The 22567-nt window shown below is 60.9% G+C and carries 22 protein-coding genes; 11 read left to right on the top strand and 11 right to left on the bottom strand.

Annotation, left to right across the window (positions count from 1 at the left end; genetic code table 11):
- Positions 1-140: 140 nt before the first annotated feature.
- Together OKC27_RS19455 and OKC27_RS19460 are read right to left on the bottom strand one after the other, a co-directional pair.
- Positions 141-2723: a bifunctional acetate--CoA ligase family protein/GNAT family N-acetyltransferase gene (locus tag OKC27_RS19455; protein ID WP_182938621.1), complete on the bottom strand. Its 2583-nt coding sequence runs from the start codon at positions 2721-2723 to the stop codon at positions 141-143.
- A 73-nt stretch (positions 2724-2796) separates the two neighbouring features.
- Positions 2797-2988: a hypothetical protein gene (locus tag OKC27_RS19460; protein WP_005339486.1), complete on the bottom strand. Its 192-nt coding sequence runs from the start codon at positions 2986-2988 to the stop codon at positions 2797-2799.
- Between the two features lie 192 nt (positions 2989-3180).
- Between OKC27_RS19460 and OKC27_RS19465 the strand changes: the two genes are divergently transcribed.
- On the top strand, positions 3181-4041 hold the full coding sequence (locus tag OKC27_RS19465) for a transporter substrate-binding domain-containing protein (RefSeq protein ID WP_182938622.1): 861 nt from the start codon (positions 3181-3183) through the stop codon (positions 4039-4041).
- On the opposite strand, the gene ilvY is transcribed toward OKC27_RS19465, so the two are convergent.
- On the bottom strand, positions 4030-4923 hold the full coding sequence (gene ilvY, locus OKC27_RS19470) for an HTH-type transcriptional activator IlvY (protein WP_005342097.1): 894 nt from the start codon (positions 4921-4923) through the stop codon (positions 4030-4032). The genes OKC27_RS19465 and ilvY overlap by 12 nt on opposite strands.
- A gap of 253 nt (positions 4924-5176) precedes the next feature.
- Here ilvY and ilvC point away from each other — a divergent pair, with 253 nt between their 5' ends.
- Positions 5177-6658: a ketol-acid reductoisomerase gene (ilvC, locus tag OKC27_RS19475; RefSeq protein ID WP_011704175.1), complete on the top strand. Its 1482-nt coding sequence runs from the start codon at positions 5177-5179 to the stop codon at positions 6656-6658.
- 156 nt (positions 6659-6814) lie between these two features.
- On the opposite strand, the gene pgi is transcribed toward ilvC, so the two are convergent.
- From pgi to coaBC, 5 genes are all read right to left on the bottom strand, one after another.
- Entirely contained in the window at positions 6815-8464 is a 1650-nt protein-coding gene (pgi, locus tag OKC27_RS19480; protein WP_182938623.1) for a glucose-6-phosphate isomerase, read from the bottom strand.
- Between the two features lie 339 nt (positions 8465-8803).
- Positions 8804-9640, bottom strand: a complete 837-nt coding sequence (locus OKC27_RS19485; RefSeq protein ID WP_182938624.1) for a mechanosensitive ion channel domain-containing protein — start codon at positions 9638-9640, stop codon at positions 8804-8806.
- A 165-nt stretch (positions 9641-9805) separates the two neighbouring features.
- Positions 9806-10402 (bottom strand): nucleoid occlusion factor SlmA, encoded by a 597-nt coding sequence (gene slmA / locus OKC27_RS19490; RefSeq protein WP_005339495.1) that lies wholly within the window; start codon positions 10400-10402, stop codon positions 9806-9808.
- 68 nt (positions 10403-10470) lie between these two features.
- On the bottom strand, positions 10471-10929 hold the full coding sequence (dut, locus tag OKC27_RS19495; RefSeq protein ID WP_042657786.1) for a dUTP diphosphatase: 459 nt from the start codon (positions 10927-10929) through the stop codon (positions 10471-10473).
- A gap of 81 nt (positions 10930-11010) precedes the next feature.
- The gene (coaBC, locus tag OKC27_RS19500; RefSeq protein ID WP_182938625.1) at positions 11011-12213 is read right to left on the bottom strand and encodes a bifunctional phosphopantothenoylcysteine decarboxylase/phosphopantothenate--cysteine ligase CoaBC; all 1203 of its coding nucleotides are present in this window, start codon (positions 12211-12213) and stop codon (positions 11011-11013) included.
- Positions 12214-12360: 147 nt separating this feature from the next.
- On the opposite strand from coaBC, the gene radC reads away from it, so the two are divergent.
- From radC to OKC27_RS19530, 6 genes are all read left to right on the top strand, one after another.
- Positions 12361-13035, top strand: coding sequence for a RadC family protein (radC, locus tag OKC27_RS19505; RefSeq protein WP_058059080.1), 675 nt, complete (start codon positions 12361-12363; stop codon positions 13033-13035).
- A 136-nt stretch (positions 13036-13171) separates the two neighbouring features.
- Positions 13172-13408 (top strand): 50S ribosomal protein L28, encoded by a 237-nt coding sequence (rpmB, locus tag OKC27_RS19510; protein WP_005307492.1) that lies wholly within the window; start codon positions 13172-13174, stop codon positions 13406-13408.
- 11 nt (positions 13409-13419) lie between these two features.
- A complete protein-coding gene (rpmG, locus tag OKC27_RS19515; RefSeq protein ID WP_005307500.1) occupies positions 13420-13587 on the top strand; it encodes a 50S ribosomal protein L33 in 168 nt (55 codons plus the stop codon).
- A 93-nt stretch (positions 13588-13680) separates the two neighbouring features.
- A complete protein-coding gene (locus OKC27_RS19520; protein ID WP_139407946.1) occupies positions 13681-14136 on the top strand; it encodes a hypothetical protein in 456 nt (151 codons plus the stop codon).
- A 24-nt stretch (positions 14137-14160) separates the two neighbouring features.
- A complete protein-coding gene (mutM, locus tag OKC27_RS19525) occupies positions 14161-14973 on the top strand; it encodes a bifunctional DNA-formamidopyrimidine glycosylase/DNA-(apurinic or apyrimidinic site) lyase (RefSeq protein ID WP_182938626.1) in 813 nt (270 codons plus the stop codon).
- A gap of 113 nt (positions 14974-15086) precedes the next feature.
- A complete protein-coding gene (locus OKC27_RS19530) occupies positions 15087-16022 on the top strand; it encodes a VirK/YbjX family protein (protein ID WP_232093598.1) in 936 nt (311 codons plus the stop codon).
- Positions 16023-16128: 106 nt separating this feature from the next.
- Here the strand turns inward: OKC27_RS19530 and coaD are convergent, their stop codons facing one another.
- Complete coding sequence (gene coaD, locus OKC27_RS19535; protein WP_005356008.1) at positions 16129-16611, bottom strand: pantetheine-phosphate adenylyltransferase; 483 nt, start codon at positions 16609-16611, stop codon at positions 16129-16131.
- 134 nt (positions 16612-16745) lie between these two features.
- Here coaD and OKC27_RS19540 point away from each other — a divergent pair, with 134 nt between their 5' ends.
- Positions 16746-17783 carry a glycosyltransferase family 9 protein gene (locus tag OKC27_RS19540; protein WP_234664161.1) on the top strand — a complete coding sequence of 346 codons (1038 nt, stop codon included), beginning with the start codon at positions 16746-16748 and terminating at the stop codon, positions 17781-17783.
- 51 nt (positions 17784-17834) lie between these two features.
- On the opposite strand, the gene OKC27_RS19545 is transcribed toward OKC27_RS19540, so the two are convergent.
- Positions 17835-18611 carry a glycosyltransferase family 2 protein gene (locus tag OKC27_RS19545; protein WP_163127938.1) on the bottom strand — a complete coding sequence of 259 codons (777 nt, stop codon included), beginning with the start codon at positions 18609-18611 and terminating at the stop codon, positions 17835-17837.
- Between the two features lie 276 nt (positions 18612-18887).
- On the opposite strand from OKC27_RS19545, the gene waaF reads away from it, so the two are divergent.
- Together waaF and waaA are read left to right on the top strand one after the other, a co-directional pair.
- Positions 18888-19922 (top strand): lipopolysaccharide heptosyltransferase II, encoded by a 1035-nt coding sequence (gene waaF / locus OKC27_RS19550; RefSeq protein WP_042061184.1) that lies wholly within the window; start codon positions 18888-18890, stop codon positions 19920-19922.
- 1 nt (position 19923) lies between these two features.
- Complete coding sequence (gene waaA / locus OKC27_RS19555; protein ID WP_182938628.1) at positions 19924-21189, top strand: lipid IV(A) 3-deoxy-D-manno-octulosonic acid transferase; 1266 nt, start codon at positions 19924-19926, stop codon at positions 21187-21189.
- 98 nt (positions 21190-21287) lie between these two features.
- Here waaA and OKC27_RS19560 read toward each other — a convergent pair whose 3' ends face one another.
- A complete protein-coding gene (locus OKC27_RS19560) occupies positions 21288-22547 on the bottom strand; it encodes a PTS ascorbate transporter subunit IIC (protein WP_042061212.1) in 1260 nt (419 codons plus the stop codon).
- Positions 22548-22567: the final 20 nt, after the last annotated feature.

Below are 22567 nucleotides of genomic sequence, written 5' to 3' on the forward strand. Positions count from 1 at the left end.
AAAGACAACAAGCCAGCCTTGAATCTTACATCCGAAGAGCAAGCCGTGATAATGCTGGCTTAAACCGATCTCAGGTTAGTTATATCAGAGCTTTATCAGCTCAATTTACAGCCATTCGAATGGTGCTATGGCCAACCAACTCAGGCTTCTGCCGCCTGCTGGCTACAGGGCAGTTCCATATTGACTACCCCCTCTTCCATTTGCACGTCGATCTTGAATCCCAGCCGTTTGGCGAGGTTGACCATGCCGCGATTGCTGGGCATGGTCATGCCGGATAGCTGACCAATCCCCTGCTCTTTGGCATAACGGATGATCTTCTCCATCATCAGTTTGCCGAGGCCCACCCCTTTCAAGTCCGATCGCACCAGAATGGCAAACTCGGCATCGCTCAGATCCGGGGTCGAGATAGCGCGTACCACGCCGAGGATCTGATCCTGCAGATCGCCATCCTGACCCACAGCAACGAATGCCATCTCCCGGTCGTAATCGATCTGGGTCATGCGAGCCAGCTCTTCATGACCCAGTTCGCCGACATCGGCGAAGAAGCGTTTGTACCTGTCTTCATCGGAGACTTGCAGTACGAACTGTTTATGAGCCGGTTCATCTTCCGGCCGGATCGGGCGTAGCAGGATATGGCGCTGATCCTTAAGCCAAGCGCCCTCCTCCAGTTCGGTAGGATAGGGGCGGATCGCCAGTCGATTGCTGGTCGGGATGGCGGGGTCAGCCAGCGTGAGGCTGGCATCCAGCACCACCATTTCGGCACCGCACGCTTGCAGCGGGTGCAGATCCAGCTCCTGGATCTCCGGAAAGGCGAGCAATAGCTCGGAGAGCTGGCAGAGCACCTGACCGAGGGCATCGATATCCAGTCGCTCCGGCGTGGCCTGTTCGCGGATCTTGCGGCTCTTGAGCGCGCCGATGATCTGGTAACGAGCTAGCGCCTGATTGAGCGGTGGCAAGGCTGCTACCATCTCCTGCGGTTCTGCGCCTGATTCCCCCAGCAGAATGACGGGGCCAAAGATGGCGTCTTGCTGGATACGTACTCTCAGCTCCAGGCCGCCGCTGCGGCGAGCCATCCGCTGCACCAGCAAGCCTTCGATGCGGGCGCCCGGATCGTGCTGTCTGACCCGATCCAGAATGGCATCTGCGGCCTGCGCCACTTCGGCCGAGGTGCGCAGGTTGAGTACCACGCCGTGAACGGCAGATTTGTGGAGGATGTCGGGGGAGCGCAGCTTCACCGCCACCGGATAGCCGATCTGCTCGGCGGTCAGGGTCGCCTCGATGGCGTCGGTGACGATCCAGGTTGGTAGGGTCGAGAGACCTGCGGCTTGTAAAATCGGGTGCACCAGATGGGTATCCAGTCTCAGTTGTTTGCGCTCCTGCGCCTGGCGGATCAGCTGCTGGCAGAGCTCGACATTGAGCTGGTTGCCATGGAGTGACGCCGGGGTCTCCATCAACTGCTTCTGGTTGCGACGGTATTCCACCATGTGCATGAAGGCAGCCATGGCGCTTTCCGGTGTGCGGTAGGTCGGGAAGCCCGCCTCGGTAAAGAGTTTGCGCCCTTCCTGCGCGGAGTATTCGCCTGCCCAATTGGTGAGGATATTGAAACGGCGAGCTCTGGGATGCTGTTTCAGATGGGCGATAAGATGGCTGGCCAGCGGCGCGCTCGGTGCCGTGAGTGAGGGGGCGTGGATGATCAGGATGGCGTCGATGCCATCTTCCTGCAACACGCTGTCCAGCGCCTCCTGATAAGTGGTAATGGTGGCATCGCTGCCAATGTCGAGCGGCGGGCGTGCCAGCTTGCCGCCCCGCTCCAGCAGCACATCCACCGCCATATTGGCCAGCCCGCGGCCGTTGGAGATGATGGCGAGCCGCTCCCCCTTGAGGGTCATGGAGTGGCTCAGGGTTTCGACCGCGGCGAACAGTTCGTGGGTATCCCGTACCCGCAACATACCGGCGCGGCGGATGGCGGCATCATAGACATTGTCGAGGCCGTGGACCGGATCGTGGCGCCCGCTTTTCAGCACCAGGATCGGCTTGTTGCGCGAGGCTGCCCGGGCCGCCGAGAGAAAGTGGCGGGCGTCGTGCAGCTTGTCCATGTAGATCAAGATGGCGCGGGTGACGCTGTCGCGGGAGAGCTGATCCAGCAGCTGGCCGAAGTCGATGTCGCAGTGATCGCCCAGGGAGATGAAGGCGGAGAAGCCCAGCTCATGCTGCTTGGCCCAATCCAGAATGGTGGTGCTGACGGCGGCGGATTGCGAGAGAAAAGCGACCTGTCCCGGTTTGGCGGCAATGGGAGAAAAGCTGGCGTTGATCCCTTGGCCGGGCAGCAGCATCCCCATGCTGTTGGGGCCGAGCAGGCGAATGCCATATTGCTGGCAGACCCGTTTCAGCTCCAGCCGCTCCTCGGGAGAAAAGTCGGCGGCCAGTATGATGGCGGCGCCCGTACCCTTTTGGCCGAGCGCCTCCAGCAACGGCAAGACCCGCTCCCGCCTGGTGCAGATGATGGCGAGATCCGGAGTCAGCGGCAGGCTGGCAATATCGGGATAGGCCAGCACGCCAGCGATGGCCTTGTTGCGCGGGGTGACCGGGAGGACGGGCCCTTTGAACTGGCCCGCCAGCAGGTGGCGCACGATCACATGACCCGCCTTGAGCGGGTCGGTCGAGGCGCCGATCACGGCGATTGAGTGGGGTTTGAACAGCCGATCCAGACCGCTTGCTTTCATGGGCACTCCCGACAAAAGGGGTAAGATACCAGTCTAATACGCCTTTGCTGCGGGTTCTGTGACCGGATCCAGATCACCGTTTGTTCAGGGCATTGGCGCGCAGATAAAAGCGCAGTTCGCCTTGTACTCGGCGAATGGCGCCCAGGTGACGTTCCTGCAGATAGATATCCTGCTCCCGGTCCAGTGCCGTGCTGGGCACGCCCATGCTCTGCAGATACTCGTCAAACAGGGTTGAACCCTTTATCTCTACCAGATGCTGTTTCATGGCTCTCCTCCCTGCGCCTTGGCGTTTGTTGATGAGCGCCCAGTCTGCGATGACCAGCCAAGTTTGCCTATTGTCACTTTTGACACGAGATTTGACTCGAGAGCGCTCACACATCTTTCAGAGAGAGCGCCGTTGAGGCGCTGGCTGGCGTTATAGTATGGCGAGGAGCACGAGGCACGGATGGTGCAAGGGATGATCAGAGTCTGGTGGTGGTGCATGGCACTGTGGACGGTTGGCGTATCGGCAACCGAGCAGCCTATCCGCGCCTGGAATCTGCTGCTGGATCACCCCAACCCCGCCGTCGTCCAGTTGCTGCGGCTCTCCCTCGATCTCACCGTGCCCGAATATGGCCCCTACCAGCTGGTACCCAGCCCGCAGATGGAGCAGGGGCGGGCGGTGAAAGAGTTGCGCAGCGGCGAGCTGGTTCAGGTCGGCGTCTTTGCCCCGGATGGCGAGCGAGAGCGGGAGTTGCTGGCAATCCACATTCCGCTGGCCAAGGGGCTGCTAGGCTGGCGGGTGTGCCTCATTCGGCAGGGCGAGGAGGGGCGATTTGCCGCGATCGGGTCGTTGGCAGACTGGCATCGCGCCGGGCTCTCCATCGGTCAGCACAGATCCTGGCCCGATACCCGGCTGCTCAAGGCCAACGGCCTCAAGGTGACGGTGGGCAACCTTTACGAAGCGCTCTTCAACATGTTGCGCAAGAAGCGCTTTGACTGCTTCCTGCGCTCGGTCATCGAGATCGAGGATGAACTCAGGCAACATCCGGATCTCGCCATCGAGCCCCGTCTGGTGTTTCGCTATCCGCTGGCGCTGCTCTTCTTTGTCTCGCCAAAATATCCGGAGCTGGCGAAGCGCATCGAGCTCGGCCTGCAGCGGGCAAGGCAGTCGGGTGCTTTTGACCGGGTCTTTGAAGAGGGATTTGGCAGCACCATTCGGCGGCTGAAACTGGATGAGCGGGTGCGCCTCGAGCTGCACAACCCCGACTTGCCGCTGCCCAGCCGCATCATGATGGCCAATCCGGCCCTTATCTATAATCCGGTGTCAGCGCAGTGAGCCCTGATTCTGCGCCGTATCCCAGAAGGCGCGGATCAACGGCTCCTCCAACCGCTTCTTGAGCACCCCGATCCCCACATCAAATGGCTTGAAAGCGGGTTTGAGATCGATGATCCGCACCTTGTCGCCGAGCGGGCTGTGGTCGATCACCGCAGCCGGTACCAACCCCACGCCACAACCGAGCGCCACCATGGCGACAATCCCCTCGTTGCCCGCCACTTCGGCGTAGATGTTGGGGGCTATTCCCTTGTTGCGAAACCACTGATCGCTGCGTTTGCGGGCCAAGCCCTGCTCGGAGAGGATGACCGGCAACTGCTCCCAATCAGGTTCTCCCTGACGGAACCACTGGTTCAGCTGCGGAGCATTGCGCGGCGCAATAAAGACCAGCGGCACCAGCTGCAGGCTGGCGAACTCCAGCTTGGCGGGCAGCGCATCGGGGCGGGCGGCGATGGCGAGATCGGCCTCATCGGCCAGGATCTTGTCTACCGCCAGCGCCGGGTCGCCGGTCTCCAGCTTGATCTCCAGCTGGGGGTAGCGGCGGCGAAAGCGCTCCAGCACCTCGGGCAGCAGAAAGTAGCTGGCGGTGACCGAGCAGAACACCCGCAACCGTCCCTGCAGCGGTTCGTCGCTGCGTTTGAGCTCCTGCTTGAGCTGACGCCACTCCTGCAACAGGCCGCCGCCAAACTCCCGCAGCTTCTCGCCAGCGGGGGTGAGCCGTACCGAACGGTTGTCCCGCTCGAACAGGATGCAGCCGGTCTCCTGCTCCAGTCGCTGGATGGCACGGCTCAGGGTGGATGGGCTGACAGCCATGGCATCGGCGCTCTTGCCGAAATGAAGGGAGTCGGCGAGGTGGAGAAACAGCTCGAGATTGCGAAGGTCCATTGATCACTTCCTGCTGCAGTCAGGGCATAAATTCATGCCGTACCGTCCGGTTCCTGTAACCATATCCCCGCACAATTCAGCGGCAATATTGTCGAAACGGGGGCGTGCATGGGGCGCAATTGCCAAGAATCATATTTCAATTATTGCAACGTACTGTTTCGAATATATCAGTTCAGGCAATGAGTGTCCCGCGCTATAGTGGTTCAGACAACGCCGCTACCCGGCATGGAATCAATCGAACGGAGCAATCACCATGGCTAACTATTTCAACACCTTGAACCTGCGTCAGCAGTTGGCCCAGCTGGGCAAGTGTCGTTTCATGCAGCGCGAAGAGTTCGCGGACGGCTGCAACGTGCTGAAGGGCAAAAAGGTGGTGATTGTGGGCTGTGGTGCCCAGGGTCTGAACCAGGGTCTGAACATGCGTGACTCCGGGCTGGATATCTCCTACGCCCTGCGCAAGGCCGCTATCACCGAGAAGCGCGCTTCCTGGCAGAAGGCTACTGATAACGGCTTCGCGGTCGGCACCTATGAAGAGCTGATCCCGACCGCCGATCTGGTGCTGAACCTGACTCCGGACAAACAGCACTCCGACGTAGTGAAAACCGTGATGCCGCTGATGAAGCAGGGTGCCGCGCTGGGCTACTCCCACGGCTTCAACGTGGTGGAAGAGGGTCAGCAGATCCGCGCCGACATCACAGTTGTGATGGTGGCGCCCAAGTGCCCGGGTACCGAAGTGCGCGAAGAGTACAAGCGTGGCTTTGGTGTACCGACCCTGATCGCCGTTCACCCGGAAAATGACCCTAAAGGCGAAGGCATGGCCATCGCCAAGGCGTGGGCCTCTGCCACCGGCGGCGACCGTGCCGGGGTGCTGGAATCCTCCTTTGTGGCGGAAGTGAAATCCGACCTGATGGGCGAGCAGACCATCCTCTGCGGCATGCTGCAGGCCGGTTCCCTGCTCTGCTACGACAAGCTGGTTGCCGAAGGGACAGACCCAGCCTATGCCGGCAAGCTGATCCAGTTCGGTTGGGAGACCATCACCGAAGCCCTGAAACAGGGCGGCATCAGCCTGATGATGGACAGACTCTCCAACCCGGCCAAGCTGCGCGCCTTCGAGCTCTCCGAGCAGCTCAAGACCCTGATGCGCCCGCTGTTCGAGAAGCATATGGACGACATCATCGCCGGTGAGTTCTCCCGTGGCATGATGGCCGACTGGGCCGAAGACGATGCCAAACTGTTCGGCTGGCGCGAAGAGACCGGCAAATCTGCCTTCGAAAACGCCCCGGCGTTCGCTGGCAAGATTGCCGAGCAGGAGTACTTCGACAATGGCGTGGTGATGGTGGCCATGGTCAAGGCGGGTGTCGAGCTGGCGTTCGAAACCATGGTGGCCTCCGGTATCTATGAAGAGTCTGCCTACTACGAATCCCTGCACGAGCTGCCGCTGATCGCCAACACCGTTGCCCGCAAGCGTCTGTACGAGATGAACGTGGTCATCTCCGATACCGCCGAGTACGGCAACTACCTGTTCGCCAACGCCGCCGTGCCTTTGCTGCGCGAGCACTTCATGCCGACCCTGAAAGCGGGCGATCTTGGTGCCAGCAAGGCGGAAGGGCAGAGCGTGGATAACCTGGCGCTGCTGGCGGCCAACGAAGCGACCCGTAACCACCCGATCGAGAAAATCGGCCAGGTACTGCGTGGTTATATGAAAGACATGAAACGCATCGCCGTTGGCGGTTAAGCCGGCATCGGGCTGGATGATGAAGGGGCGGGGATGACGATCCCCGTCGCCGGTCGGACTGGACACCCGACCGGCCAGCCAGAAAAACCAGCCTGACAGTCATAAAAAAGCCCCGCTCATCGAGCGGGGCTTTTGCATTCAGAAAGGCTGGATAAATCAGGCTTTCCACGCTTTCCAGGTGTTGATCAGACCGTTGGTGGAGCAGTCGTGGCTGGTGACAGCCTCGTTGTTGCCCAGCTCCGGCAGGATCTTGTTGGCCAGCTGTTTGCCCAGCTCCACGCCCCACTGGTCGAAGGAGAAGATGTTCCAGATTGCGCCCTGTACGAAGATCTTGTGCTCGTACATGGCGATCAGGGCACCCAGGGTTTTCGGGGTCAGGCTCTTGAACAGGATGGAGTTGGTCGGGCGGTTGCCTTCGAACACCTTGAACGGTACCAGATCCTTGACCTGCTCCAGGGTTTTGCCAGCAGCCAGGAACTCGGCTTCGACCTCTTCCTTGCTCTTGCCGAAGGCCAGTGCCTCGGTCTGGGCGAAGAAGTTGGCCAGCAGTTTCGGGTGGTGGTCACCGATCGGGTTGTGGCTGATGGCCGGTGCCAGGAAGTCACAGGGGATCAACTTGGTGCCCTGGTGGATCAGCTGGTAGAAGGCGTGCTGGCCGTTGGTGCCCGGCTCACCCCAGATGATGGGGCCAGTTTGGTAGTCAACCGGCTTGCCGTTGCGATCCACGTACTTGCCGTTGGACTCCATGTTGCCCTGCTGGAAGTAGGCAGGGAAGCGGTGCATGTACTGGTCGTACGGCAGGATGGCTTCGGACTCGGCACCGTAGAAGTTGTTGTACCACAGGCCAATCAGCGCCAGCAGCACCGGTACGTTCTGCTCATAGGAGGCAGTGGCGAAGTGCATGTCCATCTCGAAGGCGCCTTGCAGCAGGGCTTCGAAGTTCTCGAAACCGACGGACAGGGCGATGGGCATACCGATGGCAGACCAGGAGGAGTAGCGGCCGCCAACCCAGTCCCAGAACTCGAACATGTTGTTGGTGTCGATGCCGAACTCGGCCACAGCCTTGCCGTTGGTGGAGAGAGCTGCGAAGTGCTTGGCAACGTGGGCCTTGTCACCGGCGATGTTGATGAACCAGTCGCGGGCGGTCAGGGCGTTGGTCATGGTCTCCTGGGTGGTGAAGGTCTTGGAGGCCACCAGGAACAGGGTGGTTTCCGGATCGATCTTCTTCAGGGTTTCGGCGATGTGGGTGCCATCGACGTTGGAGACGAAGTGCATCTGCAGGTGGTTTTTGTAGGGACGCAGTGCCTCGGTGATCATCACCGGGCCGAGATCGGAACCACCGATACCGATGTTGACCACGTGCTGGATCGCTTTGCCGGTGTAGCCTTTCCACTCGCCGGAGATGATCTTCTCGCAGAAGCCCTTCATCTTGGCCAGTACGGCGTTCACTTCCGGCATCACGTTCTTGCCGTCGCACTCGATGGGACGGTCGGAGCGGTTGCGCAGGGCCACGTGCAGTACGGAGCGCCCTTCGGTCATGTTGATCTTGTCGCCATTGAACATGGCATCGATCGCGCTGCGAAGATCTGTCTCTTTGGCCAGTTCAACCAGCAACTTGAGGGTTTCTTCGGTGATCAGGTTCTTCGAGTAATCAACCAGGATGTCGCCGCCGAAGGTAAGGGAAAACTTGTCAAAGCGCTTCGGGTCCTGCGCGAACAGCTCCTTGAGTCGGGTCTCTTTGTTTGCTGCAAAGTGGGCTTCCAGTGCCTGCCAGGCCTGGGTTTGGGTTGGATTGATGTTTTTCATAGGATTCCTGAAATGCCAAGTTGTGTTTGAACCTTGCAGGCAAGGTCCCGCCAAACCTTATTATCCGAGCATTATAGCGAGCCGGCCGGGCGGCCCGTGTAACAGAGTTTTACCGATTGTCTTTTACCGCAATGGGGCAACCGTCGGGAGTATACAACCAGAACATCGGGATTATGAGTCACGAAAGCAAGGGGGATCTTGCGCTCGCTCATGATTGGGGCTGGCCCGAGGCCCTGAAATTGTTTTCATTCCGCCGGCCTGATTATGCAGCGGATGGCGCGCCAGAAATGACAATGCCAGCCTGAAGGCTGGCATTGTTGATTGCTGCTTTTACCGCGATCACGCCTGCGGTTTTTGCATGTGCATCACCATCTGCGGGAAGGGAATTTCGATCCCTTCGGCATCAAAGGTCAGTTTTACCTTCTCGTGGAAGTCGAACCAGACCCCCCAGTAGTCACCGGTCTTGACCCACGGGCGCACCACGATATTGACCGAGGAGTCGGCTAGCGCGGCAACGGCGATGGTAGCGGCCGGATCTTTCAGGATGCGCGGCTCTTCGTTTACCAGACGCTCGAGGATCTGTTTGGCCTTGCGCAGGTCAGAGCCGTAGCCGATGCCAAAGGTCATGTCGACGCGGCGGGTATCCATACGCGAGTAGTTGACGATGGTGCCGTTGAGGATGGCGGAGTTCGGGACTACCACCATCTTGTTGTCACCGGAGGTGAGGGTAGTGGTAAAGAGCTGAACGGACTGTACCACACCCGCAGTGCCTGCCACTTCGATAAACTCGCCCGCCTTGATGGGGCGGAAGATGATCAGCAGGAAGCCGGCAGCGAAGTTGGAGAGCGAGCCTTGCAACGCCAGACCGATGGCCAGACCGGCGGCACCGATAATGGCGACGAAGGAGGCGGTCTGCACGCCGACACGGCCCAGCGCGGCGATCACCACGAACACCAGAATGGCGTATTTGAGGATGCTGCCGACGAAGTGAGTGACTGTGGTGTCCAGCTTGCGGGCCTGCATCACCTTGACCACGCCACCGCTGATGAGGTTGGCGGCGATATAGCCGACCAGCAGGGTCAGCAGGGCGGCGGCGATATTGACGCCGTATTCGATCAGCAGTCCCTGATTATTGACCAGCCAGGTCTGCGCTTCGGTAATGATTTCGGGTTCCATAGGATGTCCTGTCAGGTTCTAAAAGGTTTATGGTGGATAAATCTAACACCGCAGCGCGACAGTACGGGTCGCATCTGGTACTTCTTTTCTGCCATAAAAACCTGACACAAAAAAGAAGGGAGGCCAAAGCCTCCCTTCTTCATGCTCGCTGAAAAGCGCTTCCGATCAGCTCTGCAGCAGCTGACTGCGGATAAATTGCCACTGATCTTCGAATCCGGCGGTCGGTTTGAGCTTGAACTCGGAGCGTACAAACTGACTGATGCGACCTTCGGTGTAGGCCAGCAGCAGATTGGCCAGCATGGTCTCGTCGAGCTGGAAGCCCTGACCCTCGCGCAGCCGCTTCTCGCGCAGCACCTGCTTGATCTGGGTCTCCAGCTTGTCGAACAGGATACTGATGCGATCCCGCAGCCGATCGTGCTCACCCAGCAGGGCGTCGCCGTTGAGGATGCGGGTGATGCCGGGATTGCGCTCGGCAAACACCAGCAGCAGCTGAAGGATGTGGTGGCAGCGCGCCATGGTGTCCTTCTCTTCCGCCATGATCAGATTGACCCGTGACAGCAGGGAATCCTCGATAAAGTCGATCAGCCCCTCGAACATCCGCGCCTTGCTGGGAAAATGTCGATAGAGGGCTGCTTCAGAGACGCCGACCTCGGCCGCCAGACGGGCCGTGGTGATGCGCTGACCCGGACTGGTTTCCAGCATATGGGCGAGCGCTTGCAGGATCTGATCGCGCCGACTCTGTTTCTGATTACTGCTTGCCATGGATTCCCCTAAAAAAACAATGGCTTGATTCTATTATTAAGCACCGCCCATCGGGCTGGTGTGGTCTGTTATTGGCGACCAGAAGAACCAAAACCGCCTTCACCCCGTTCGCTCTGATTGAACTCATCGACCAGTTGGAAGCTGGCCTGAACCACCGGCATGATCACCAGCTGGGCGATGCGCTCGCCGGGTTGCATGGTGAACTCATCTTTGCCGCGGTTCCAGACCGAGACCATCAGCTGACCCTGGTAATCGGAATCGATCAGACCGACCAGGTTGCCCAGCACGATGCCGTGCTTATGGCCGAGGCCGGAGCGGGGCAGGATGGTGGCACACAGAGCCGGATCCTGGATGTGAATGGCCAGACCGGTCGGCACCAGGGTGGTATCACCCGGGGCCAGGGTGATTGGCGCATCCAGCAGTGCGCGCAGATCCATACCGGCAGAGCCCGGTGTGGCGTAGGCGGGCAGCGGGTACTCGGTACCGATACGGGCATCCAGAATCTTCAGTTCAATTTGTGTTGTCATGAATCGCTTATTCAGTTGGATCTTGTGTTGGCACCCCTCTTGGCAAGGCGGGGCGCCGTGAGTCTTGCGTTGTCGGGACGCTCAGCGTCGGTAGTGGCGCGCAATCAGGGCGATCAGGTGACGGGCCAGCGTCAGCTTGTCGGCCAGCGGCAGCGGGGCCTGACCCCCTTGCCAGAACACGGTCAGGGCGTTGTCATCGGCGTTGAAGCCCTGCTCCTCGCGGGACACATCGTTGGCGGCGATCATGTCCAGCCGCTTACGCTGCAACTTGTCGAGGGCGTATTGTTCCACATCCACGGTTTCGGCGGCAAATCCGACGGTGAAGGGTTTGTCTGATAACGCCCCTACGGCCGCGATGATGTCGGGATTCTTCACCAGCTTCACCACCATCTGGTCGTTATCGCCGGTCTTCTTGATCTTCTGGCTGGCCACCTGCTCGGGGCGATAGTCGGCTACCGCCGCGCAACCGATGAAGAGGTCGCACTCGCCGACCCGGCTCATCACCGCCTGATGCATCTGCTCGGCGCTCTCCACATCGACACGGGTCACGCCAGCAGGTGTAGCCAGCGTCACCGGCCCGCTGACCAGCGTCACTTCGGCGCCCGCTTCACGGGCGGCGCGGGCGATGGCGTAGCCCATCTTGCCGGAGCTGTGGTTGCTGATGTAGCGGACCGGATCCAGCGCCTCGCGGGTTGGCCCTGCGGTCAGCAGCAGCTTGACGCCCGCCAGCAAGGGCTCGGCGGCCAGTTGCTGACAGCAGCGATCCACCAGTTCGAGGGGATCCAGCATCCGGCCCGGGCCCACATCGCCACAGGCCTGGCTGCCTGCATCCGGTCCCCACAGCAGAATGCCGCGGCTGGCCAGGGTCTTGAGGTTGGCCTGGGTCGCAGCGTTGAGATACATCTGCTGGTTCATGGCAGGCGCCAGCGCGATGGGTGCCGGAGTGGCCAGACAGAGGGTGGTCAGCAGTTCGTCGGCCATGCCTGCAGCCATCCGCGCCATCAGGTTGGCGCTGGCGGGGGCGATCAGCACCAGATCGGCCCACTTGGCCAGCTCGATATGGCCCATGCCCGCTTCGGCAGAGGGATCCAGCAGGCTGTAGGCCACCGGATGACCGGAGACCGCCTGCAGGGTCAGCGGGGTGATGAACTCCTTGGCGGAGCGGGTCATCACCACCCGCACTTCGGCGCCCTGATCTTTCAGACGGCGTACCAGCTCGGCACTCTTGTAGGCGGCGATCCCGCCGCTGACACCCAACAGGATGCGTTTATCGGCCAATCTCATCTGCTGTTTCTCTATCCGGCTCATTCTGACTGGTCGGCTAAGATACCACAGGCAATGGATGACGACAGGGGTTGGCATCAAGGGGTGTGGTCGGGCGCGCGCAATTTTTTGCTATGTTTTTTCTCAACAGGGATGAGGGAGAGACAAATGAGCATCAAAGAGTGGCCAGAAGATGAACGACCGAGAGAGAAGTTGTTGCGTCAGGGGCCCGCTGCGCTCTCCGATGCCGAGCTGCTCGCCATTTTTCTGCGCACTGGCGTCAATGGCCTGAGTGCGGTGGATCTCTCACGCAACTTGTTGAATCAATTCGGCTCTTTGCGCAGCTTGCTGGGGGCGGATCAACAGGCATTTTGCGAGGCGCACGGCCTTGGCCCGGCCAAATATGCCCAGTTGCAAGCGGTGCTGGAGATGGCCAGACGCCACCTGGCCGAGCAGTTGCAACGGGGCGATGCGCTCACCTCGCCCCAGCTGACCCGGGACTATCTGCAGGCCCAACTGCGGGATCGGCCGAGGGAAGTGTTTGCCCTGCTGTTGCTCGATAATCAGCACAGAGTCATTCAATTTGTTGAGCTTTTTTTCGGCACCATCGATTCGGCGAGCGTCTGGCCAAGAGAAATCGTGCAGATCGCGCTCAAACATAATGCAGCCGCGGTGATTCTGGCGCATAATCACCCGTCCGGCGTCGCCGAGCCCAGTAGGGCCGACCGCCAGATCACGGATCGGATCACGGCCGCCTTGGCCCTGATCGATATCAGAGTGCTGGATCACTTGGTGATCGGTGACGGCATCACGGTTTCTTTTGCCGAGCGCGGTTGGTTATGACTGTGCTCTGGCACCGTATTAGTTGATCTTTGATCACGGATGCTGTATAAAATGCCGCCTTCTGTTTGCCCCGCAATCGAAGGCCAGCGGGGCAGATATTTGCTCGAGCAATGAAGTAAGATTTGGAGAGACTGACATGTCTAGAGTATGCCAAGTAACCGGCAAGCGCCCGGCAGTTGGTAACAACCGTTCGCACGCTAACAACGCCACCAAGCGTCGTTTCCTGCCGAACCTGCACACTCACCGTTTCTGGGTTGAGAGTGAAAAACGCTTCGTAAGCCTGCGCGTATCCGCAAAAGGCATGCGTATCATCGACAAGCGTGGCGTTGAAGTGGTTCTGGCTGAACTGCGCGCCAGCGGTGTTAAGGTATAAGGAATTAGATCATGGCTAAAGGTATTCGCGAGAAAATTCGCCTGAACTCCAGCGCCGGTACTGGTCACTTCTATACCACTACCAAAAACAAGCGCACCATGCCCGAAAAAATGGAGATCAAAAAGTTTGATCCCGTTGTTCGTCAGCATGTGATCTACAAGGAAGGCAAAATCAAGTAATTACTTGATGCTGCATTCCCAAAAACCCGGCTTCGTGCCGGGTTTTTTTATGCGCCGAATTCAGTACACTGCCGGTTCAAAGGGAGGCTTGCCATGTTCAAATTGAGCCGCAAAGGCTGGAATAACGTGATCATCGTGGTGGTGCTGATCGTGATCACCCTGTTGCATCGTATGGAGACTGCCCAGCAGGAGAACAGCGCCAAGCGGGCTCGCCCCTTGCTGCCTGATGCAGCAGTGGTGCTCACCTGGCAGGGGCCGAGCTGGCAGATTGAGCGGATCGGTCAGGGCTGGCGCAGCTTGCCGGATCTGGGGCTCGACACGGCGCAGCTGGATGCCCGTCTGGCGCGCTGGCAGGGCTGGTTGCTGCCCCCCGGCGAGGCGGTGCGCGGCACCCCGGTGGCCATCAAGGTGTGGATTGCCGGCCAGAGCGATCCGGTCGAGATCGGCCTCTATCAGAACAGCGGCCAATATGGAGCCCAGCTGCCCTCCGGTCTCTGGCTCGCCCTCACTGCTGAGCAGTATCGCGATCTGCTGCGACCAGCCCCCTGAGTTCCTTTTCCTTGCGAGGTGCCCATGCCTGAATTGCCAGAAGTTGAAGTCAGCCGTCAGGGGATCTCCCCCTGGCTCACCGGCATCAAGGTGACGCGCGTGGTGGTACGGGATGGCCGCCTGCGCTGGCCGATCCCCGGTGAGATTCAGGAGCTGGTGGACCTCACCATCCATCGGGTGCGTCGCCGTGCCAAATACCTGCTGCTGGAGACCGATTTCGGCACCGCCATCCTCCATCTGGGGATGTCCGGTAGCCTGCGGGTGTTGGATATCGGCACGCCAGCCGAGAAGCACGACCACGTTGATATCGAGCTGGAGAATGGCAAGCTGCTGCGGCTCAACGATCCGCGCCGCTTTGGTGCCCTGCTGTGGACCCGTGAACCGGCCGAAGCCCACGAGCTGCTCGCCAAGCTGGGGCCCGAGCCGCTCACCGATACCTTCAATGCCGATTACCTGCGCGATCGCGCCAAGGGGCGCAGCACCGCCATCAAGCAGTTCCTGATGGACAATCAGGTGGTGGTCGGGGTGGGCAACATCTACGCCAACGAGGCGCTCTATGCCGCCGGCATTCACCCCAAGCGGGCGGCGGGCAACATCAGCGCTGAACGGCTGGGTACTCTGGTGGTCGAGATAAAACGGGTACTGGCCGAGGCGATTCGTCAGGGCGGCACCACCCTCAAGGATTTCACCAGTGCCGATGGCAAGCCGGGCTATTTCGTGCAGCAGTTGCAGGTCTATGGCCGTGGCGGTCAGCCCTGTTTCCACTGTCACACCCTGCTGAGCGAGATCAGAATGGGGCAGCGAACCACGGTTTTTTGCAGCCATTGCCAGCGCTGAGCGTACTTTTTGCCCCGATCCGGGGGAAGTTGTAACAGCGTATTGCCACGCTGTTGAAGATTTGCACAGCGGTCACTAGTATCTCGTCCGTTCAGGCGGTTTGAGAACTAAAAATGACTGTTAAATCAATAAACTGGGAGTATTTGTCCCGGCAGGAGCGCTATTGCGCCAAAAAAATGGCCCGCTTCCTCTATCCGGAGGGGTGTGAGCGCAAGACCTTCAACCGTGGCAAGTTCGTGCTGCGCAGCCTGCTCTATCGCAAGTCGCTGAGCCGGGTCTTCAGCCTGTTTCAGTGCGACTCGCTCAAGGCGCTGCCAGCTGTCTATCCCGAGCTGCTCGACAAGCCGATGCGCCCCTATCGCTTCGCCTGTGCCAGCGCCCGTCAACGGGCCGAGATGCTGGAAAATCACTACCGGTTGCTGCTCGAGTGCTACCCGCAACTGATCGACCCGCTCTATCTGGGCGAGGGGATCGTGCTGGGGCACTATCCCCAGAGCGGCTGCCGCATTCTGCTGCGCCACGATGGCACCTTCCGCCGCGAGGCCGAGCTGGCGCTCTCCATCGTCAATGCCGAAGGGCAGCGCCTTTACAGTTGTGCCTTCTCGCTGGCGGGCAGTGAACAGCGCTTGATGCTGATGATCGGCTCCATGCAAGGGCCGGAGCCAGCGGTCGACAATGCCCAGGCGCGGGTGCGCGAGCTGACCAAAGAGGGGCACGGCCTGCGGCCCAAATCCCTGCTGGTGCAACTGGTGCTGCAACTGGCGCAGACCATGGGGGCGACAGAGGTACTGGCGGTGCGCAAGCGGGCCCACGTGTTTCAGGCCAAGCGCTACAGCAGCAAGCAGAAAGCCAATTTGCAGGCCGATTATGACGAGCTGTGGCAGGAGTTCGACGCCCGGGATGTGGACGCCAACTTCGTCGCCCTGCAAGCCCAGCCGCGCAAGCCGCTGGAGGAGATCGCCTCCAAGAAACGGGCCATGTACCGGCGCCGCTACGAGTGGTTCGATCTGCTGGTGCAGGGGATGAGCGAGCAGTTTGTCCGTCAGTAACCGGCAAGCAAGCTTACGTCTCCATAACGAGGCAGATGCAACAAGGGCTACCCGCGGGTAGCCCTTGTTCGTTGTTGCCGTCGGGAATGGCGAGTGTAGAAGGGGATCACCCTTTCTGTTTGGCGGCGATGGCTTGGGCCACCACGGGGTCGACAAACTGGCGGATATCGCCACCGTGCAGCGCCACCTCTTTCACCAAAGTGGAGGATATAAAGGAGTTCTCCTCCGCCGGGGTGAGGAAGACGCTCTCCAGCTCCGGCATCAGGCGGCGGTTCATGTTGGCCAGCTGGAACTCGTACTCGAAGTCGGAGACGGCGCGCAGGCCGCGGATCAGCACGTTGGCCTGATGCTCTTTGGCGAAATCGACCAGCAGGCCGGAGAAGCCCACCACCTTGACGTTGGGCAGCTGGCTGGTCACTTGCTGGACAAGCTGGACACGTTCTGCCAGATCGAACAGCGGGCGCTTGCTCGGGCTGTTGGCGACCCCGACCACCACCTCGTCAAACAGCTTGGCGGCGCGGCCGATCAGATCGGCGTGGCCATTGGTAACGGGATCAAAAGTCCCGGGATAAATTACCCTGGTAGTCATCTTTGCGGTCCTGCAACCTGGAAATTTGGTCGCATTATAAGGTCGTCGCTTGAGAATAGCAGTGCATCAGGCAAGAATACGCCATCGCGCATCAAGCCTCCTTGCATTGGTGACAGGGAGCAAAGGGATTTTTTATGAAACGTATTCTGGTCGTTCGCAATGACAAGATTGGTGACTTCATGCTGGCGTGGCCGAGTTTCGCCATGCTCAAAGGCTCCATGGAGTGTCATGTGACTGCCCTGGTTCCGGCCTACACGGCGCCGCTGGCCCGGCTCTGTCCCTGGATTGACGAGGTGATCATCGATCCGGGCGTGCGGGCCGACAAGGAGCAACAGCGAGCGCTGCTGGCGCGGATCAAGGCGGCGGCGTTCGACGCGTCAATCTGCCTCTTCTCCAACTCCCGCAACGCCATGCTGGTGTGGAAGGCACACATCCCTTACCGGCTGGCCCCGGCGACCAAGCTGGCGCAGGTGCTCTACAACCAGCGATTGGTGCAGCGCCGCTCCCGCTCCCAGAAGCCGGAGTCCGAGTACAACCTGGAGCTGATCCGCCGCTTCCTGACCGATCAGCAGGTGGCCGTGGTGGAGCCCAAGACCCCCTTCCTGCAGTTCGATGACGAGACCCTGCGGCAGGTACGTGAGCAGCTGGCGCTCAAGCTCAAGCTCGATGCCAGTCGCCCCTGGCTGATGGTGCATGCCGGTAGCGGTGGTTCGGCCAACAACCTCTCCATCGAGCAGTATGCCCGCATCATCATCAAGCTCAATCAGGCCTGCCCCGAGCTGCAGTGTGTGCTGACCGCAGGCCCGGGCGAGGAGAAGATGGCGGAACAGCTGGCGGCCGAGCTGCTGGCCCACGGCGGTAACGGCTGGATCTACCGCTCCAGCGACGGTCTGCCGATGTTCTGTCAGGTGCTGGCCAACGCCGCCCTGTTTGTGGCAGGCAGTACCGGGCCGCTCCATATCGCCGGTGCGCTCGATGTGCCGACCATCGGCTTCTTCCCGATGCGTCGCTCCGCCACCCCGCTACGCTGGAAGCCCCTCAACAGCGAAGGGCGTCACCTCGCCTTCAGCCCGCCCGAGGATAGCGACCATCCTGAGGATATGAGCCAGCTCGATCCCAAGACCATGGTGCCGGTGATGGCCCGCTGGGCGGCGCCGTTCTGGCGCAAGTAAGGTATGCAGCAATGCAAACAGGGCCCCGCGGGGCCCTGTTTCGTATGACGGTTATTCCGGTTGCTGCGGTTGCTGGCGCACCCAGAGATCGGCGTACTTGACGAAGGTGGAGTGGGCGGAGAGGATCGCCAAGAGCAGCCCCTGCTTGCCATCGAGGAAGCCCGCTTTGAGCAGGTACATCTTGAGGAAGCAGCCGACGGCGTGGAGCAGCCCCTGACTGAGGGAGCCCTTCTTGCCGCGAGCGGTGCGCTGATCGGCCCAGGCGCGGGCATAACCGGCGGATTTGACCAGATAGTGCTCCAGATCCCGATAGGTGAAGTGGAGCAGGTCGCCATGAATATTGACGATCTTCATGTTGGCCCGCACTTCTACCTTTTCGTGCACCAGCGCCTCGTTGTAGCTGGTGAGTGCCTTGGGATAGAGACGCAGCACCCGATCCGGATACCAGCCGCTGTGGCGGATAAAGCGGCCAAACACCCAGGAGAGGCGCGGGATCGAGTAGATGGTGTCGCTGGCCGGATTGGCCATCACGTTGGCGATGGCGGTTTTCAGCTCGGGGGTGAGCCGCTCGTCGGCATCCAGCCACAGCACCCAGTCGGACTGCACATGGGACTGGGCCAGCCGGCGCTGTTTGCCAAAGCCGGGCCACTTGGCGTTGACGAAGAAACGGGCCCCAAATTCGGCGGCGATGGCCGGGGTCTCGTCCTGACTGCCCGAGTCCAGAATGACGATCTCGTCCACCAGTCCGTCGAGGGAGGCGAGGCACTTGCGCAGGTTGTCGGCTTCATTCTTGACGATCAGAACGGCAGCCAGAGTCGGTTTTTTCACGAAATGGGGCTCACGGTTATTGCCCGGCTGGCGGGTCGAATGCGTATTGATGGGCCATTCTAACGGAAAAACGGGTCAAAGAGAGAGCCGCCATTGCCCGTTTCTATCAGCTGCTTGCTTGTCTCGTCTCGTCCGGTTGGAAGCGGGGCACCGCTGGAAAAATGGGGTGACGGCAGCGTTTGGCAAGGATCTTCTGTTATTTATCCAGTCATTCTTGGGGCATAATCTCGCCCAGTGATGATTAACCGCCGGGCCAGTCCCGAGAGAAGACGCGTGATGAAAATATTGGTGATCGGCCCCTCCTGGGTCGGCGATATGGTGATGTCCCAGAGCCTCTACAAGGCGATCAAGGCCAATCATCCGGAGTGCGAACTGCACGTGATGGCTCCCGCCTGGTGCTGCGCCCTGCTGGAGCGGATGCCGGAGGTGGACAAGGCGATCACCATGCCCCTTGGCCACGGTGACTTCAAGCTGGTGGCGCGCCGCCGCCTCGGCAAGCAGCTGGCGGCCGAGCAGTACGATCAGGCTATCGTCCAGCCCAACTCCATGAAGTCGGCGCTGATCCCCTGGTTTGCCCGCATTCCGGTGCGTACCGGCTGGAAGGGCGAGAGCCGTTACGGCCTGCTCAACGACCTGCGCAGCAACAAGTCCGCCTTCCCGCTGATGGTGGAGGGCTATCTGGCGCTCGCCTATCCCAAGGAGCAGATGAAGAGCCGGGCCGATATCCCGACCATTCCGCATCCGGCGCTCCACGTCGATCTGATCAACCAGAGCAAGGCGCTGGAGCGGCTGGGGCTGGATCGCGCCCGCCCGGTGCTGGTGCTCTGCCCCGGCGCCGAGTTCGGCCCGGCCAAGCGCTGGCCTGAAGGGCACTACGCTGTGGTGGCCCAACAGCATCTGGACGAGGGGTGGCAGGTGTGGATCTTCGGCTCCAACAAGGATGTGCCGGTCGGCAACACCATCCGGGATCGGGTCAATCTGCTGACACGCCCCAACTGCCATGTGCTGGCGGGCAAGACCAGCCTGCACGAGGCGATCGATCTGATGGCGCTGGCCAGCCGGGTTATATCCAACGACTCCGGCCTGATGCACATTGCCGCCGCCCTCAATCGGCCGCTGGTGGGCGTCTATGGCTCCACCTCGCCGCTCTATACCCCGCCGCTGGCGGATCGGGTCGAGATTGTCCACACCGACATCGAGTGCCGCCCCTGCTTCAAGCGCACCTGCAAGTTCGGTCATCTCAAGTGCCTGATCGATCTGCCGCCGGAGCAGGTGGTCGATGCCTGCAAGAAGCTGGAGCAGAGCCAGTAAGATGCCCTACCGTCTGCTCTACAACCTGCTGATCCATCTGGGATTGCCGTTGGCACTGCTGGCCCTCTACAAGCCGAAGAAGGGCAAGCCCGGCTTTGGCGAGCGCTGGGCCGAGCATCTCGGACGACTGCCCGCCACCGGACAGGATGCGCCGTTGTGGATCCATGCGGTGAGTGTGGGGGAGACGCTGGCCATCACGCCGCTTATTCGTGCCCTGAAAGCAGAGCGGCCCGACCTGCCGATCCTGCTCACCACCACCACCCGCACCGGCGCCGAGCAGGCCGCCAAGCTGGGTGATCTGGTGGTGCATCGCTACGCGCCGCTCGACTATCCCTGGGCTGTCGCGGCCTTTCTCGATACCTTCAAGCCGCGCGCGCTCTGGGTGATGGAGACCGAGCTGTGGCCAAACTGGCTGGCCGCCTGCGAGGCGCGTCACCTGCCGGTGACCATTATCAACGCCCGCCTCTCCGAGCGATCCTGCCAGCGTTACGCCCGCTTCCACGGTGCCTTCGACGCGCTGAGCCGGCCGCTGACCCATCTGCTCTGCCAGCATCAGGATGATGCCGACCGCTTCGCCCGTCTCGGCATCGATCGTTCGCGGCTGGCGGTGACCGGCTCCATCAAGTTCGACATCCAGTTTGGTGACGAGGTGCAGGCCAAGGGGCGTGCCTTGCGTCAGCAGTTGGGCGCCGGGCGGCCGGTCTGGATCGCCGCCAGCACCCATCAGGGTGAGGACGAGCAGGTGCTGGCCGCCTTCGATCTGCTGCTCAAACGTCATCCCGCAGCGCTGCTCATTCTGGTGCCGCGCCACCCCGAGCGGTTCGACCGGGTGGCCGAGCTGTGTGCCCCTTATGGCTGTGTGCGGCGCACTGATGGTGCTGCGGTGAGTGCCGAGGATAAGGTCTATCTCGGCGATACCATGGGCGAGCTGCCGCTGATGCTGGCGGCGGCCGATGTGGCTTTCGTTGGCGGCAGTCTGGTGAAGATCGGCGGTCACAACCTGCTGGAACCGGCGGCGCTCGGCAAGCCCTGCCTGACCGGCCCCGCCTACTTCAACTTCAGCGACATCACCCGCCAGCTGGTGGCTCAGGGGGGCGCCGCCATCGTGGCCGACGCCGCCGAGCTGGGCGAGCGGGTGAGCCAGCTGTTTGCTGACGGGAGCGCCCGCCGCGAGATGGGCGAGCAGGCCCGCGCCGTGGTGCTGCGCAATCAGGGGGCGTTGGCCCGCACCCTCTCTCACTGCCTGGCAGCGCTGGAGAACGACTGAGTTTCAGCCTTTCATACAGCCCGCCATCCATCATCGATGGCCGACCATAAAAAAACGGAGCGCGATGCGCTCCGTTTTGTTGTTGGCGGTTGCCGGGATTAGCGAACGATCAGCCCCAGCAGGATGCCCAGCACGCCGAAGTCGGAGTCGCTGAAGGTGGTGTTGGCAAAGCCGAGGTCGCCCAGTACCGGCAGTAGGAACACCGGCAAAATGGTGAGCAGCAGCAGGCCGTTGGCGAAGGAGCCCAGAATGGCACCACGACGGCCACCGGTGGCGTTACCGAATACCCCGGCAGCGGCGCCGACGAAGAAGTGCGGTACCACGCCCGGGATGATGACGGTCAGCCCCATCACGTAGAGCAGTGCCATCCCCACCAGACCGGCGGCAAAGCTCGACAGGAAGCCGATCAGCACAGCGTTGGGGGCGTAGGGGAAGACGATGGGGCAGTCGAGCGCCGGTTTGGCGTTCGGCACCAGCTTGTCGGAGATCCCCTTGAAGGCCGGTACGATCTCGGCGATGACCATCCGCACACCCTGCAGGATGACGTAGACGCCTGCCGCGAAGGTGATGGACTGCATCAGGGAGAACATGAACCAGTGCTTGCCCTTGGCGACGCTGGTGACAAACTCGGGGCCAGCGAAGGCGGCAGTCACCAGGAAGATGATGCCCATGGTGAAGGAGATGGCCACCGGCGTGTCGCGCAGGAACAGCAGGCTCTTGGGCACCTGCACATCTTCACAGCTGTGGGCCTTGTTGCCGAACTTGGCGCCGATCAGGGCGGAGAGCACGTAGGAGCAGGTGGAGAAGTGGCCCAGCGCCACGTCATCGGAACCGGTGATCTGCTTCATGAAGGGGTGGGCGATGGCCGGGAAGAAGACCATGGCGACGCCAACTACCAGACTGCCCACCGCGATCAGCGGCACGCCGCTCATGCCACCGGCAGAGAGGATTACGGCCACCATCATCGACATGAACAGGGTGTGGTGACCGGTCAGGAAGATGAACTTCCACGGGGTCAGACGGGCGATCAGGATATTCACCAGCATGGCGAAGAACATGATCATCGCCATCTCCTTGCCGAACGAGGTCTGGGCGATGGAGACGATGGCTTCGTTGTTGGGCACAACGCCCTTGATGCCGAAGGCGTGCTGGAAGATGACGGCGAAGTCACCCAGCGAGTTGATCACCAGGGTGGCACCGGCCCCCAGAATGACGAAACCCATGATGGTCTTGACCGTGCCCTTGATGCACTCGGTCACCGGTTTCTTCTGGGCAATCAGGCCGATAAGCGCGATCAGGCCGACCAGCACGGCGGGCTCGGACAGCACGTCAAACATCAGAAAATTGAAAAATTCCATGGTCAGCTCCTGGCAATGGA

Origin of the sequence: Aeromonas sp. QDB62 (assembly GCF_027705695.1) — a bacterium.
GTDB lineage: Bacteria > Pseudomonadota > Gammaproteobacteria > Enterobacterales > Aeromonadaceae > Aeromonas > Aeromonas allosaccharophila.